This window comes from Bradyrhizobium sp. CCGUVB1N3 (assembly GCF_024199925.1).
Classification (GTDB): Bacteria; Pseudomonadota; Alphaproteobacteria; order Rhizobiales; family Xanthobacteraceae; genus Bradyrhizobium.
This window is the reverse complement of record NZ_JANADR010000001.1, coordinates 955,013-969,822: the sequence shown is the minus strand read 5'-3', so window position 1 is coordinate 969,822 and position 14,810 is coordinate 955,013. Positions and strand designations below refer to the sequence as shown.

10 protein-coding genes and 1 pseudogene are annotated in these 14,810 nt (G+C 64.0%); 5 read left to right on the top strand and 6 right to left on the bottom strand.

The genetic code is table 11. The annotated features are described in order from the left end of the window. Positions 1 to 96 precede the first annotated feature (96 nt). The 4 genes from NLM33_RS04505 to NLM33_RS04490 all read right to left on the bottom strand — a co-directional run bounded on the left by NLM33_RS04505 (position 97) and on the right by NLM33_RS04490 (position 5,792). Positions 97 to 1,032, bottom strand: a complete 936-nt coding sequence (locus tag NLM33_RS04505) for a GTP-binding protein (protein ID WP_254094935.1) — start codon at positions 1,030 to 1,032, stop codon at positions 97 to 99. A gap of 3 nt (positions 1,033 to 1,035) precedes the next feature. After that, positions 1,036 to 2,526 carry an amidohydrolase family protein gene (locus NLM33_RS04500; protein ID WP_254094934.1) on the bottom strand — a complete coding sequence of 497 codons (1,491 nt, stop codon included), beginning with the start codon at positions 2,524 to 2,526 and terminating at the stop codon, positions 1,036 to 1,038. 78 nt (positions 2,527 to 2,604) lie between these two features. Further along, the gene (locus tag NLM33_RS04495) at positions 2,605 to 4,227 is read right to left on the bottom strand and encodes an ABC-F family ATP-binding cassette domain-containing protein (RefSeq protein ID WP_254094933.1); all 1,623 of its coding nucleotides are present in this window, start codon (positions 4,225 to 4,227) and stop codon (positions 2,605 to 2,607) included. A 119-nt stretch (positions 4,228 to 4,346) separates the two neighbouring features. Continuing rightward, positions 4,347 to 5,792: a multicopper oxidase family protein gene (locus NLM33_RS04490; RefSeq protein WP_254094932.1), complete on the bottom strand. Its 1,446-nt coding sequence runs from the start codon at positions 5,790 to 5,792 to the stop codon at positions 4,347 to 4,349. A gap of 389 nt (positions 5,793 to 6,181) precedes the next feature. Here NLM33_RS04490 and NLM33_RS04485 point away from each other — a divergent pair, with 389 nt between their 5' ends. From NLM33_RS04485 to NLM33_RS49550, 5 genes are all read left to right on the top strand, one after another. Continuing rightward, positions 6,182 to 8,953: a xanthine dehydrogenase family protein molybdopterin-binding subunit gene (locus NLM33_RS04485; protein ID WP_254094931.1), complete on the top strand. Its 2,772-nt coding sequence runs from the start codon at positions 6,182 to 6,184 to the stop codon at positions 8,951 to 8,953. Next, positions 8,950 to 9,474, top strand: coding sequence for a (2Fe-2S)-binding protein (locus NLM33_RS04480; RefSeq protein ID WP_254094930.1), 525 nt, complete (start codon positions 8,950 to 8,952; stop codon positions 9,472 to 9,474). Before NLM33_RS04485 ends, NLM33_RS04480 begins: the two co-directional genes overlap by 4 nt. Before the next feature lie 8 nt (positions 9,475 to 9,482). Then, positions 9,483 to 10,100, top strand: coding sequence for an Isoquinoline 1-oxidoreductase subunit (locus tag NLM33_RS04475; RefSeq protein ID WP_254094929.1), 618 nt, complete (start codon positions 9,483 to 9,485; stop codon positions 10,098 to 10,100). Positions 10,101 to 10,388: 288 nt separating this feature from the next. Continuing rightward, complete coding sequence (locus tag NLM33_RS04470; RefSeq protein ID WP_254094928.1) at positions 10,389 to 11,291, top strand: ABC transporter substrate-binding protein; 903 nt, start codon at positions 10,389 to 10,391, stop codon at positions 11,289 to 11,291. 621 nt (positions 11,292 to 11,912) lie between these two features. Continuing rightward, positions 11,913 to 12,230, top strand: a complete 318-nt coding sequence (locus tag NLM33_RS49550) for a hypothetical protein (RefSeq protein ID WP_371929899.1) — start codon at positions 11,913 to 11,915, stop codon at positions 12,228 to 12,230. A 155-nt stretch (positions 12,231 to 12,385) separates the two neighbouring features. Here NLM33_RS49550 and NLM33_RS04460 read toward each other — a convergent pair whose 3' ends face one another. Both NLM33_RS04460 and NLM33_RS04455 read right to left on the bottom strand, forming a co-directional pair. After that, the gene (locus NLM33_RS04460; protein ID WP_254094927.1) at positions 12,386 to 13,603 is read right to left on the bottom strand and encodes an FAD-binding oxidoreductase; all 1,218 of its coding nucleotides are present in this window, start codon (positions 13,601 to 13,603) and stop codon (positions 12,386 to 12,388) included. A 708-nt stretch (positions 13,604 to 14,311) separates the two neighbouring features. After that, positions 14,312 to 14,593 (bottom strand): annotated as a pseudogene (locus NLM33_RS04455) (GrlR family regulatory protein); the annotation flags it as partial. Between the last annotated feature and the right edge of the window lie 217 nt (positions 14,594 to 14,810).

The window sequence follows — 14,810 nt, the reverse complement described above, 5'->3', positions numbered from 1 at the left end:
GCGCGGCGCGATTAGCTTTCGATCCAGATACGCCCGCTCGCTGCGGGCGTATCTTGCTTTGGAACGGACCGCCGCTTGAAACGGTCGTCGAAGGCCTCACGCCGTGCCGGCCTCGATGCAGCCTTCCATGATCCGCTCGATCTCCTCGCGCGAGAGGATTCCGATCTCGGCAACGAAGACGATCCGCGTTCGCGGTGTCCCCACTGGCAGAGTCCCGCCCGCGGCCAGCGTCGCCCGGCCGCCGGCCAGTTGAAACACCATCACCCGCCCGGGCTGCTCGACAGTCTCGAACAGTCCTTTTGCCCGCGCCAGTTTTGGCGCAAGCCGGCCGATCGCCTGCTGCAATCGCGGCAGCGACACCGGCCTGTCCGACGTCCAGCTCATGGTCTCGAACCGCTCGGCGGCCGGCCGTTTCGGCCCCGGCTCGCGCGGCACCGGCGTACGATCGAGGTCGGGTGCGAACAGCAGCGCCGCGGGCACTTCGCCATGGACAACATCGACCAGGACGGCCGAGGGGCGCATCGCGCGGATGGCACCGCGCATCTGCGCGATGGCGACCGCATCAGTCAGATCCACCTTGCTCAGCGCGATCACGTCGGCTGCCCGTATTTGAGATCGCAGCAACGCGTCGTCCAGCATGGCCACCTGCATCGTCGCATCCACCATGCACAGCACGGTTTCCAGCGGCGCTTCGCGAAAGATCAGGGGATCCATCAGATTGCGCACGACATCCGCCGGATCGGCCACGCCGCTGGTTTCGATCACGATGACGTCCGGGCGCGGATCACGCCGCAGCAGCGCGGCAAGCGTACGCAAGAGATCGCCTTCGAGCGAGCAGCAGATGCAGCCATTGGCGAGGCTCACCACGCCGTCGGCCGCGCCCGCGATCAGCTCGGCGTCGATGTTGATCGCGCCGAAATCGTTGACGACGGCTGCGATCCGTCGCCCGTCGGCATGCGCCAGGAGGTGGTTCACGACCGTGGTCTTGCCCGCCCCGAGGAAGCCGGCCACGAGCAGGACCGGAACGGACACGCCTCAAGCCTCGGCGACGGGCCGGCGCACCGGCCGGCCGGGCCTTGCCGCCACATCCAGCACGCCGTCCGTGATCAGCGGATGGCCGCTCACCACGAGATGGCGCACGCCTTCCGATGCACGGTTCATCGCAGAGAATTCCGCCCGGTCCGTCAGCGTCTCGTAGTCGAACACCACGATGTCGGCGTCCGCACCGGCTGCGAGCCGTCCCTTGGCCTGCATCGCCGGCGTGCTGTGCTCGAGAATCTGCGCCGGGATCAGCGCGCATTTGCGGATGCCCTCCAGCAGCGACACCGCGCGGCGCTCGCGCACCCACTCGCGGATGAAGCGTGTGAAGCAGCCAGCCGAGCGCGGATGGGACGTGGCATCCTTGGGCAGCGGCCAGGCATCGCCAGTGTAGGTGCGGCCGTCGGAAAGCGTCCAGGGCATGGCGTCGGACGCGATCGCGCCGCCGGGGTACAGCACCGACATGTCCAGGAGATTGCGATGGTGTGCGTTGTTCTCGATATCGAGGATGTGCCAGAGCACCAGCGCGGAGGGCTCTGCGGCCTGCGCCGCCAGCAGCTCTTCCCGGTCGCGGAAGCGCCGGCCGTCGGCGACCCGCTGCACCGACTCGTAGCCGGTGCCGTTGCGCGCCACGAATTCGGGGTCGCTGAAGAACGCGGCCGCGAGCACGGTCGAACCGGTGCCGTAAGGGTAAGCCTCGACCGTGATCGGAAGCCCCTGCGCCTGCGCCTTGGCCACCAGCTCCACGCAACGCTCGATGTCGGTCTTGCTGGAGGAGTTGAAGTGGCAGATGTGCATATGCGCACCGGTGGCGCCGGCATAGCCGATCAGGCGGATATAGGCCTCGGCCGCGCTTTCCGGATCAATGCGAGACATGAAGGCGATGTGGGTGAAGGTCGGCACGTCATGGCTGGCCGCCAGCTGGCAGACCGCAGTGAGCTCCTGCACGCCGGCGCCGGGAGCGTAGGCGTTGAGGATGCCGATGCCGATGCCGCCCTCGTTGAGCCCGCCCGCAAGGCGATCGAGGATGCCGCCCACCTCGGCGTCGCTCGCCACGTTGTCGATCCAGCGGCGATCGCGCATGGCATTGCCGAACGCCTCCAGCGAGCTTTCCGAGTTGGAGCCCGTCATCGCGCCGATACGCGCGAATGCCCAGTTGGTGGAGGCGCCGTAATTGAGCACGCGCCCTTTCGCCGCCTGCTTGCGATACCAGGCTGCGACCGGCAGAACGCCCGCCTCGAGGTCCAGCGTCGTCGTCACGCCGTCGAACGCCTGCATGCGATCGGCAGGGATCGACTGGCCGTGCGCATGCAGATCGATGAAGCCGGGCGCCACCACGAGGTCGGTCGCATCGATCGTCCGCTCGGCGCCCCCAAGGGCGGTGCCGACGGCAACGATCCGGCCGTCCATGACAGCCACATCGCCGACGGCATCCATCCCACTGGCCGGATCGACCACCCGGCCACCCCTGATCACCAAGCCGCCCATTCTCGCAACTCCCGCATTCCAAAAAAGCGGCGCGAGCGTAGCGAGCGCCATCAACGCGTCAAGGCGCGTACGGGAATGTTAGCTCCGCAATCCCGGCGCTTCCTGGCCGGTGCGGGCGACGTATTCGGTGTAGCCGCCGCCATACTGGTGGATGCCCTCGGGCGTCAGCTCCAGCACGCGGTTGGAGAGCACGCTGAGGAAGTGCCGGTCGTGCGAGACGAACAGCATGGTGCCTTCGAAATCCGACAGGGCCGTAATCAGCATCTCCTTGGTGGCGAGATCGAGATGGTTGGTCGGCTCGTCCAGCACCAGGAAGTTCGGCGGGTCGAACAGCATCTTTGCCATCACGAGGCGCGCCTTCTCGCCGCCCGAGAGCACGCGGCAGCGCTTCTCGACGTCGTCGCCGGAGAAACCGAAGCAGCCGGCGAGCGCGCGCAAGGACCCCTGCCCCGCGGTCGGGAAAGCGTCCTCCAGCGACTGGAACACGGTGCGCTCGCCGTCGAGCAGGTCCATCGCGTGCTGGGCGAAATAGCCCATCTTGACGCTGCCCCCGAGCGCCACCGTGCCCTGATCGGGATCGCTTGCACCGGCCACCAGCTTGAGCAAGGTCGACTTGCCGGCGCCGTTGACGCCCATCACGCACCAGCGCTCGCGGCGGCGGATCATGAAATCGAGACCGTCATAGATGCGCTTGCTGCCGTAGCCCTTGTGGACATTCTTCAGCGCGACGACGTCCTCGCCCGAGCGCGGCGCCGGCAGAAAGTCGAAAGCGACGGTCTGGCGGCGGCGCGGCGGCTCGACCCGCTCGATCTTGTCGAGCTTCTTGACCCGGCTCTGCACCTGCGCAGCATGCGACGCGCGCGCCTTGAAGCGCTCGATGAACTTGATCTCCTTGGCGAGCATCGCCTGCTGACGCTCGAACTGGGCCTGCTGCTGCTTTTCATTCAGCGCACGCTGCTGCTCGTAGAACTCGTAATCGCCAGTGTAAGTGGTGAGCGAGCCGGAATCGATCTCGACCACTTTGGAGATCACGCGGTTGATGAACTCGCGATCGTGCGAGGTCATCAGCAACGCGCCTTCGTAGTCGTGCAGGAATTTCTCCAGCCAGATCAGGCTTTCGAGATCGAGATGGTTGCTGGGCTCGTCGAGCAGCATGACATCAGGGCGCATCAAGAGGATGCGCGCGAGCGCCACGCGCATCTTCCAGCCGCCGGAAAGCGCGCCGACATCGCCATCCATCATCTCCTGGCTGAAGCCGAGGCCGGACAGCGCTTCACGCGCCCGTCCGTCGAGCGCGTAGCCGTCGAGCTCCTCGAAACGGTGCTGCACCTCGCCATAGCGCGCGATGATCTCCTCCATCTCGTCGGCCTTGTCCGGATCGGCCATCGCGGCCTCGAGCTCGCGCAGCTCGGCCGCGACCGCGCTGACCGGGCCCGCACCATCCATGACTTCCGCCACGGCGCTGCGGCCACTCATCTCGCCGACGTCCTGGTTGAAATAGCCGATGGTGATGCCGCGATCGATCGAGACCTGGCCTTCATCGGGCGGCTCCTGCCCGGCGATCATCCGGAACAGCGTGGACTTGCCGGCGCCGTTCGGGCCGACAAGCCCAATCTTCTCGCCCTTGTTGAGGGCGGCGGAGGCTTCGATGAAAAGGATCTGGTGGCCGGCTTGCTTGCTGACGTTGTCGAGACGGATCATGAGGTCTTTTTGGGGATTTTTGCGTTGCAGCGTCATAGGCCATGCAGGCCCTCAGGGGAAGCCCGGCCGCACCCGGATTCCCCCGTCAAACGCCAAATTCCCGCAATTTCCCCCGAGGGTTAGGGCTTATAGACCTCGACCGTCTGCATCATGCCCATCTCCTCATGGTTCATCATGTGGCAGTGGAGCATGAAGACACCCGTGAAATCGAGGAAGCGCGAGCGGAACACGACCTGGCCCCCCTTGCGCTCCACGATCACGGAATCCCGCCATTCCGGCGTCGCTAAGGCCTTGCCGGCGACCGAGACCACCTGGAACGGGTTGGTGTGGATGTGGAAGACGTGGTCGTCATGCTCATGCGTGTTGACGATGGTCCACTCCTCGACCGCCCCAAGCTTGACCCGATGATCAATACGCGTGGGATCGAACTTCTTGCCGTCGATGAAGAAGCCGAACTCCTGCCAATGCCCGGCGGCATCGGCCTCCGGCGCTGTCGCCGACAGCACCACCTTGCGGCGGTTGGTGATCTCGCTGTCCTTGATGGTCGCGAGCGGCGCCGGCGGAAGAGCGCGCGGCAGCTTCATGTCCATCGGCGCCCCCGAGACCACGATGCGCGCGAGGGGCCCGACCGGCGACGGATGACCCTGATCGTAGGGCGCCGCGTTGAGGGCATACGTCCCAGGGCCGCCGGCTTTCACCAGGATGTCGGCGCGCTGGCCCGGCGCGATCAAAAGCTGTTTCAGCGGCTGCACGGCGCCGAGCTGGATGCCGTCATAAGCAATCGCGTGCAGGTCGTGCTTCTCCAGATCGAGCAGCATGTCGTCCTGATAGGCCGCGTTGAGGATGCGCCAGCGCTGCACCTCGCCGGGACGCATCTCGATCGCCGGCCGCCGCTGCCCGTTGATCGCGAGGAACCGCGTCGCTGTCTCCGGGAACAGCGTCTCGAAATTCTCGATCATGCCGTTGGCATCAAAGACGACCTGGGTGAGCACCAGGAGGCGCTCACGCGCCGCCGTGATCTCCGGAACGTCGGCGAAATCGCCCTCGATGATGGCGACCCCCACCATGCCACTGGACATCTGGATGTCGGCGCTGCCGTGGTGGTGGGGGTGATACCAGTAGGTGCCTCTGGTGTGATCGGCCGGCAGCGTGATCTCGATGCTGTAGCTGTGGCCGGGCGCCATCGAGCGCATGACGTTGTCGGCGATGCCGCTCGGGCTGACATGCGAGCCGTGGAAATGGAAATTGGTGTTGTTGAACTGGTGGGGATGGCTGATATCGGCGGGCAGCCCGTCGCGGTTCGGCGGCAGGTCGTTGATCATCTTGATCCGCAGTGTGTCGCCGGGCTTCATGCGCAACGTCGGGCCCGGACTGCCGCCCTCATAGGATCTGACATAGAGCCTGACGCCGCCGATCTGGCGATAATCGTAGCTGCAACGCAGGGTCGTGCTCAGTACGCCGTTGACGGACCGCCGCACCTCGGGCTCGACCAGCGGCTGGTCCATGGCCGGAACCGGCGTCTCCGGCACCATGCCCATCGTCGGCGGCGTGCGAGGCGCCGGCATGGTCGTGCATCGCGTGCTGGGCGTTCGCGGCGCCAGCGAACAATGACAGCGCACCCATCTTGAGACCACAATCGAGCAGTTGGCGCCTCGTCATCCCGGCTGCCGTGCTGACCTCTGAGTGATCGTTCGAATCCTGCTGCATATGAGATCCCCGCCCCCGATGATGCGATCCGTTCTTTCAATTTGATTCGACTGCAAGGCAAGCGGAAATGGAATTCTCAATTCGCGCACGCCTGACACGCACCGTCTTCATCTGATGTAAACGCCCTGCCGTTTCTATGCCTGCATGACGAATCATGACAGCTTCACGCGAGCGTTGGCGCGTACTCTCCGGGCACCGATGCCGTCAGCATCGTGATGTCCTCGAAACCTTGTGCAAGGATCAGAACATGCGGCCTTCGCGACGCGAGTTCGTGAAGTGGTTATCAGCGGGCGGCATCTCGGTCAGCCTCTCGCATCTCGGCCTGGCGAAGGACGCGCCCTTCGCCTCCCACGAGACACTTCCCGGACGCGGCAACTTCAATCCAGCCACGCGTGGTACCGGCCGCGTCGACGGCGTCGCCAAGGTGACGGGCGCAAAGCTCTACGCCTCCGATTTCCGCGCCAACGATCTGCCGGGCTGGCCACAGGCCACCTCGCACGCGATCCTGGTCCGCGCCAACGACGCCACGCATGTCTACACCGGCATGGACCTCAAGCGGCTTGGCGGCGCGCTCAAGCCTTCGGTCATCGTCACGGCCGCAGATCTCGACCGGATCGGAACGCAGGTGCCGGACTTCTATGCCGGCGATCTGTTCTGCGCGGTCGGCAAGACGCCGCTCTATCTGGGTCAACCGGTCGCACTTCTCATCTTCGAAAAGTTCGACGCCTTCGATCAGGCGCGCCTCGTGCTGCGCGACGGAACCTTCGTCAAATTCGGCGAGGAAACCGGGCCGGTCATCGCGCCCGACTACGGCTCCTTCCGCTTCACACGCGTGGCGGGTGCTTCGCCTGACAAGCCCGACGTCTATTCGCCGATCCAGGCAGGCTGGGTCTCGCCCAAAAAGGTCCAGAGCGCGGCGCTGCCGGTGTGGTCGCCGCTCGCCAAGGAGATGCCGCCCGACTACGCCAAGGCCGCCAAACATGGCGAGCAGATCCGCGCGGAGCTTGCGGCGGAGGGTGGTTCGCTGCTGGTGCTCGATCGCGAGTTCGAGACGCAGTCGGTCGATCCGATGTTCCTCGAGCCCGAAAGCGGCCTCGCCTGGTACGACAACAAGGCCAGCAATCTCGAGCTGGTGCTCGGCGTGCAGTCACCCTATGAGGCGGCAGAGTCGATCGCGCATCTGCTGGCCAAGGCCCGCGCGCCCTACAAGCCCGCGCATATCAATGCGCAGTTCGCCCATGTCGGCGGCGGCTTCGGCGGCCGCGACCACACGCCGTTCATTCTCTATGTCGCGCTCGCGGCGATCTGCTTTCCCGGCAAGCCGGTGCGGCTCGCCCATGACCGCTATCAGCAGTTCCAGGGCGGCATCAAGCGCCACCCGATCAAGATGCGCTCGCGGATCGGCATCGACCGCGCCAGCGGGACGATCAAGGCGTTTGCCGCCGATCACGTGCTCGACGGCGGCGGTCTCGCCAATTTCTCGGCCAACGTCGCCGTGGTCGCCGCCACCGGTGCGATCGGCATCTACGACATTCCAAAGGTCGACGTCACGACCGTGGCCCTGCATTCGCGCGGCGTCACCGCAGGCTCGATGCGCGGCTACGGCACGCTGCAAACCATGATTGCGCTGGAGGTGCTGATCGACGAGGCGGCAAGCGAGCTCAAGCTCGACCCGATCGAATTCCGCCGGCGCAATGCCTTGAAGCAGAACGGCCGGACCATGACGGGAAATCCGTACATCGTCTCGGTCCGCACACCGGAAATCCTCGACAAGCTCGAAAAGCATCCAATCTGGCAGCAGCGCGCGCGGTTCAAGCAAGGCGCATCCGACCGGCTGGTCGGTACCGGCGTTGCCTGCGTGACCAAGGACTACGGCTCCGGCGCGGATTGCTCGCTCGGGCGCGTCGAGCTGACCGCCGACGGCAAGATCGCGATCTTCTGCGACCACGTCGAGATGGGCAACGGCATCGGGACGGCGCTGGCGAACCGGGTGGCGAGCCATCTCGGCACGATTGCCGACGAGGTCTCGGTCGCCCGCGTCGACAGTTACGACGCGCTCGGTCTTGTCACCTCCGGTGATCCCTACACGATGGATCAGAAGACCCAGGACGCTGCCGGGAGGAATCCACGCTGGGTGCCGGCGATCAGCTCGGCGACATCGGCCTCGATCGGCGCGCATGTCGGCACGCATTCGTCTGCGGAGGCTGCCCGCGTCATCTTCCGCTTCGGCCTGTGGCCGGCAGCACTGGAGCTCTGGCGCATCCCGAAGACCGACGCTCGCGCAAAGCAATGGGCTAGCGCGCACTGGCAAAACGGCCAGCTCGTCATGCCCGGTCTCGAGCCACTTGCGCTGCCGGCGCTGGCGGCGACCGCCCACGCGCGCGGCTTCGTCACCGGGGCGGTTGCGCACAGCTTTTCTCGCTGGGCCTGGTCGCGCGCCCGCTTCCCGCTGTTCGGCGAGCAATACCGCGCCGACATCGACGCGCTCGCAATCCGCCGGGGCAACGGCAAGTTCGAGCGCATCAATCGCACCAGCGTCAAGTTTCCTCCGACCGACAACAACCGCATCGGCACCGCCTACACCTCGATGTGCGGCACGGTCGTCCGTGTCGAGATCGAGCGCGCGACGGGCGTCTTGCGCATCGCCAAGGCCTACAGCGTGTTCGAATGCGGCACCGCGCTCGTGCCCGAGGTCGTCATGGGCCAGGCCCATGGCGGCTTCGCGATGGGCGTCGGCTATGCGCTGCTCGAGACGCTGCCGCCGTTCGAGGGCGGTCCGGGCAACGGCGAATGGAATCTCGGACGCTACCTCGTCGCACGCGGCTCGGACCTCCCCTTGCGCGATCTCGAGATCGAGATGCTGAAACCGTTGACGCCGGACGAAGAGCCGAAAGGCATGGCGGAGGTCGTCATGATCCCGATCGTGCCGGCGCTCATCAACGCGATCCATGATGCCACCGGCCACCGTTTCCGCGCGCTGCCGGTGACACCAAGCCTTTTGAAGGGAGTGCTCGCGTGACGACACTTAGCCTCACCATCAACGGCCAGAAGCATGGTCCGGTCGAGGTGCGCGACGACCTCTCGATGAACGATTTCTTGCGTGAAATGCTCGGCATGACCGGCACGAAATTCGGCTGCGGCGCCGCGCAATGCCTGAGCTGTGCCATCATCGTCGACGAGCCCGACGGCACCAGCTACACCAGCCCGACCTGCATCGCTCCCGCCGTGAACTTTGACGGCAAGTCGATCCGCACCGTCGAGGGACATGCCAAGGACGGCCAGCTCTCCGCGCTGCAAAAAGCCTTCGTCGATCATTTCGCGTTTCAGTGCGGCTACTGTACGGCGGGCTTCCTCAACGAGGGACAGGTCCTGCTCGAGCGCCTGGCGCGCAAGCCGGTCGACCGCGACGGGCTGGAGCAGACGATCGCTGAGGCGCTCGACGGCCATCTCTGCCGCTGCACCGGCTATATCAAGTACCACGAGGCGGTGCGCGACGTGATCCTCGCCGATTCACAACGCTACCTCATCGCCACCAAGTGATACGAGCCATGATCTCCGACGCGCGCTTCAAGACGATGGCCGTGATCGCGGCGCTCGCCAGCAGCCTTTGCGCAGGCTATGCGGCCTCCGAGACGGCCAGCCATGAGCTGGCCTCGCCCGAGAGCTTTGCCAACATTGCCGATACCGAGAAGCGCTCGGCCGCGATCTTCACCGAGCTCGGCAAGGTGCTGACGCATCCGCGCTGCACCAACTGCCATCCGGCCGGCGACAGCCCTCGGCAAGGCGACAATCCGCATCTCCATCAGCCGCCAGTCACGCGCGGCGCCGATGGTCATGGCCTGGAGTCGATGCGCTGCCATACCTGCCACCAGAAGGCGAATTTCGAGCCCGGCCGTGTCCCCGGTCATCCCGAATGGCATCTTGCCCCACGAGAAATGGCCTGGGAGGGCAAGACGATCGGCGAGATCTGCGAGCAGATCAGGGATCCCGCGCGCAATGGCGGCCGCAAGGTGGAGGCGCTGATCGACCACATCGGCAAGGACACGCTGGTCGGCTGGGCCTGGAAGCCGGGCTTCGGCCGCTCGCCGGTGCCCGGCACGCAGGCACAGGCCGGTGCGCTGGTCGAAGCCTGGGTCAAGACCGGCGCTGCATGCCCGGCGCCGTGACAAGGCGCTAGGGCGAGTAGTCATAAGCGTCGGCTTCCGACGGTAAAGCGGAGGTCGCCCCGCTTGGTCGTCATCGACGGCTTATGACCCAACTGAGACATCGGGCCGCGTTCAGCGGACCTTGGGTCAAAACTAATTCAATTCCATCCATATTAGCGTATTCTTTTGAGCCGCTTCGATCCTTCGTCCAGAGCTAAGGGGGCAAGGATGCGACGACGCGAGTTCATAATAGCGATTGCTACCACGGCAGCAGCCTGGCCACTCGGGGTGCGGGCGCAGCAGCAGCCGATGCCGGTGATCGGTTTCCTCCACAGCGCATCGCCCGGTCCACACGCAGACCTTGTGCGTGCGTTCCTCCAAGGCCTGAACGAAATCGGCTATGTCGAGGGCAAGAACGTGGCGATCGAATACCGCTGGGCGGAGGGCCAAAACGACCGACTGCCGGCCTTGGCGGCTGATCTGGTTCGTCGTCAGGTGACCGTGATCGCCGCGCCCGCTAGATCTGCGGCGCTTGCGGCCAAGGCTGCGACCGAGGCGATTCCGATCGTGTTCGAGTTAGGGGACAATCCGGTCGAGCTTGGCTTGGTCAACAGCCTAAACCGACCGAGTGGCAACCTCACGGGCGTGACCTCATTGAATACAGAGATTGGGCCGAAGCGGCTGGAGCTGCTGCACGAGTTGGTGCCCACGGCGTCCATCATCGCCCTGCTCGTAAATCCGACCAATCCCGGCCTTGCCGAAACCTTATCGAGAGACCTGCAGGCAGCGGCCCGACCCCTTGGGTTGCAGCTTCATGTCCTTCATGCGAGCACCGATCGCGATATCGACACCATCTTCGCAACTCTCGTCCAACGGCGAGCAGGCGGGCTCGTGATCGGCAACGATGCATTCTTCGTTAACCAGATCGGACAACTCGCCGCGCTGACCGTCCGTCATGCGGTGCCCACGATCTTCCAGACTCACGAGTTCGCCGCGGCCGGCGGCTTGATCAGCTACGGTACCAATCTTAGGGACCTGTTCCGACAAGTCGGCGTCTACACCGGCCGGATTCTCAAGGGCGAGAGGCCGGCCGATATGCCGGTGCAGCAGGCCACGAAAGTCGAGCTGATCATCAACCTCAAGACTGCCAAGGCACTCGGCCTCACCGTCCCGCTCTCGCTGCTCGGCCGCGCCGACGAAGTGATCGAATGAAGCGCCTATTGCTGCGATGCATGGGTGCGGAAGTGGCTCTTCAGGCGAAATGGCGGTGCGCATCAGCTAGGTCCGCTCGGCGGGCGGGTCTAAGACTGCGAGCATTCTCCGTTCCCATGCTGGCCGCAAGCCAGCAACCAGCTGCTGATAATTTTCCACTTGTCTCGCCCCCTCGCTTGGAATTTCAGGAGCGGGGAGCGCTTGTCCTCTAGTTCGCAAAAGAACCTCAACGTACCGCGGGCGGTGGCTGCTCCGCGATCGATCGAATGAGTCTGAAGCCAACGCCGCCATTCGCGGGTAATCAGCAGTTTACGTTGGGTTTGGTAAGTCGACGCGCGTCTTCGCCCCATGAGGCAGGCCCCCCGAAGGTCTTCGGTTAGTCGCGCTGGCTTCGTTAGAGGGCTCTATTCGAGAGCGTTGGATAGGCATCCAGACGGTACCGGGCATCCGCCGTGCCGACACCATCGAACCCGCGATATGAAGGAGAGAGCTTAAGGCTTTCTAAATCGGGATATGACGCTTTTGTTCGCAGCCTGAAGTGCCTTCATTTGGTCGCTTCATCGCAGGCGCCGCTGGACCACAACGGCTTGTCGAACTTCGACGAACTGCATTTGCACCAGAATGACGGCGAGATCAGAGTCGTTTGGCGGCGACAATATCCGGCTGCAGCCGCAGCATGCCCACAAAGAATCGGCGCGCGAACCTTGGCGGTCGAGCGACGGCATCCAGATCGGCGAGATCTGCGAGCAGATCAGGGATCCCGCGCGCAATGGCGGCCGCAAGGTGGAGGCGCTGATCGACCATATCGGCAAGGACACGCTGGTCGGCTGGGCCTGGAAGCCGGGCTTCGGCCGCTCGCCGGTGCCCGGCACGCAGGCACAAGCCGGTGCGCTGGTCGAAGCCTGGGTGAAGACCGGCGCTGCATGCCCCGCGCCGTGATTGCGCGCGCCAGGGCGAGTAGTCCTCAACGTCGGCTTCCGAGGGTAAAGCGGAAGCGCCCCGCCTGGTCGTCATCGACGGCTTATGACCCGAAGCCTTCATTCGTTAGTGGTTCGAGGGGTCCTTTTGCCCGCCTTCTCACCATTCAGGAGAAGTTAGTCCGCGCCGTAGAAGTGCCGATATTGCCATGCCGCTTCCCGCTCCAATTGAGGTTCAGACCACGACTGGTCTTTGAAGCGCATGACGGACATAGGGGATAGATCGATAGCCGGCTTGCCATCGACGATCCAGGTTGCAAGCGCTTCCCCGACCGCTGGCGAGATTGAAAGCCCGGCGACATTGCACCCGCTTGCAAAGTGGAAGCCGGCCACTCCGGGGGCCGGACCGAGAATATGATGGCCATCAGCGGTCATTGTCGGAATGCCGCCGCGAAATTCTCGCGCCTTGGCGGTCTGCAGGATTGGGAGTTGATCCTTCACTTCAATGGCGGCTGAACGAAGCACTTCGATGTCGAGTGGCACGTCCTTGATATCGAAACTGGCCCCGAGCGATTGCATATCGAAAAACCGCGGCGTTTCCTCGTAGACACCCCAGAGCAAGCCGCCTTGGCAGGGGCGGGCATAAACGGCTGCATCCATGATGCGAACCATCGGCAGGTCGGCGCGCGCGCCATCCAAAGGCTCCGTCACGATCAGTTGCTGCCGGGTGGGGACCAGCGGTACGCGAATCCCACTTGCCTCTGCTACCTGTCGCGTCCACGCACCGGCTGCATCGACAACGACGGGGCTTTCAATCGTGCCTTTCGCTGTCGTTACGCCAGTCACCTTGCCGGCGCTGATGTTGACGGTGAGCACGTCCGTCTTCGGCAGCACGGTTGCGCCCCGGGCCGCCGCGGCTCTGGCGAAGCCGATAGCAACCTGCGCCGGGTCGAAATACCTGTCGTCACCGACCCTCATCACCGCTATGACGCCCGTCGGCTTCAAAAATGGATTGAGGCTATTCGCCTGCTCCGGAGAGATCAGCTCAACATCAAGGCCCATACGGCGCCCGCGTTCAAAGTCGACCTTGATAACCTCGGCGTCTTGCGGCCGACGTGCGATCTTCAGGCTACCCGAGTGCACCCAATCGAGAGGCTGCCCGGTTTCTTCCGTGAACGCTTCGATCTTGCTGCACGCATCCTTGATGAGGCTGATCATCAAGTCGCTCTTGCGAGCACAGCTCACCATGCCTGCAGCGCGCGGCGAGGTCTGCGATCCGATATCATGCTTGTCGACAAGGGCGACGCTGAGGCCTTTGTGTTTGGTCAGGTAATATGCTGTCGCAGCGCCGAGGCCGCCGGAACCAATGACGATAACATCGGCCTTGCTAATCATGACGCGATGCCTCCAGAAACCGTCAGCACCGAAGCCTACCACGTGGTGGAGGTCTGTGACCATTTGCCTCCTTGTGGGCGCCTCGTCGAGGTCCGGACACGGGGGCATAGCGGACTAGATTTGCTCACACTGAGTTCTTGCGCATTTTGACCCCGAGCGGACATCGATGCTTAACCGAAATGATCTCTGCCAAGATGCCGGCACCGCTCAAAAAAACAACTAGACTAGAGACGCGAAAGCGAATGTCGCTAGAAAGCCCGCGGCTGTCACCAGAAGACAAAAGATCAGCCCAAAAAGTCCCGCAAGGCTCCGGTCCAATTCGATACGGCCGTTTCTAATCCGGTAGTAGCTCAGGAATTCTTCCTGGGAAGTCGGTAGCTGAATATCCGTCGACGGCCGAACATCAACCTTGCCACCGGTAACGAGTGGGAGAACAACATGCGCGACACCGCATCCCACAAGATCGAGCAACATCCAAAAGATGATTTCAAAGATGAATCCAATGAATGCAGTCATACCAGCATGATATCACGCCACCGACGATTGGCCCGCGAAATCGCGCTATCGTCAAGCGACCGAAGTAAGGTAACGGTAAAGGTACTCAATCGATAGGTCCGCCTTTGGCCCAAGGCCGACATGCAGAGGTATCGGCTTCAACGTCGCCTTCTAACAGCAAAGCGGACCCGACGAAATCTATGAGTAGACGCCCTAGGCCCGCCGCATCAGCTTGAGGGAAGCTGCAAGGCGCGGGCTGCGCTTGCCTGTGAGGGCGATGCCTTCGAGCTCACCACGATCCGCGGTGCAGCTTCCGGAGAAACCGATCCCAACTTCATAGCCGCCGAACACCGGGTTCTCGCCCTTCGCCGGCGTATGCTCCTGGTTGAGCATCTCGCCCTTCCATCGGCCGTCCGCCGAGGAATAAGAGCCGAGATAGTAGAAGAACGCATCGCCGCCAAGGATGCGGCCGTCCATCAGCGGCATCACGCCCGATTGCGCGCGCCAGGGCGAGTAGTCCTAAACGTCGGCTTCCGAGGATAAAGGGGAGCGCCCCGCTTGGTCGTGATCGACGGCTTTTGACCCATCTCGGCCATCCTCCGGCGAAGCCCCTTGGAGCACCAGGCTCGCCAAATTGCCGCACAGACCGCTGCAAGGTGCTAGACTCACCACTCAATAGCGTAGCCCGTACAGGGGGACATATGCGACGGCG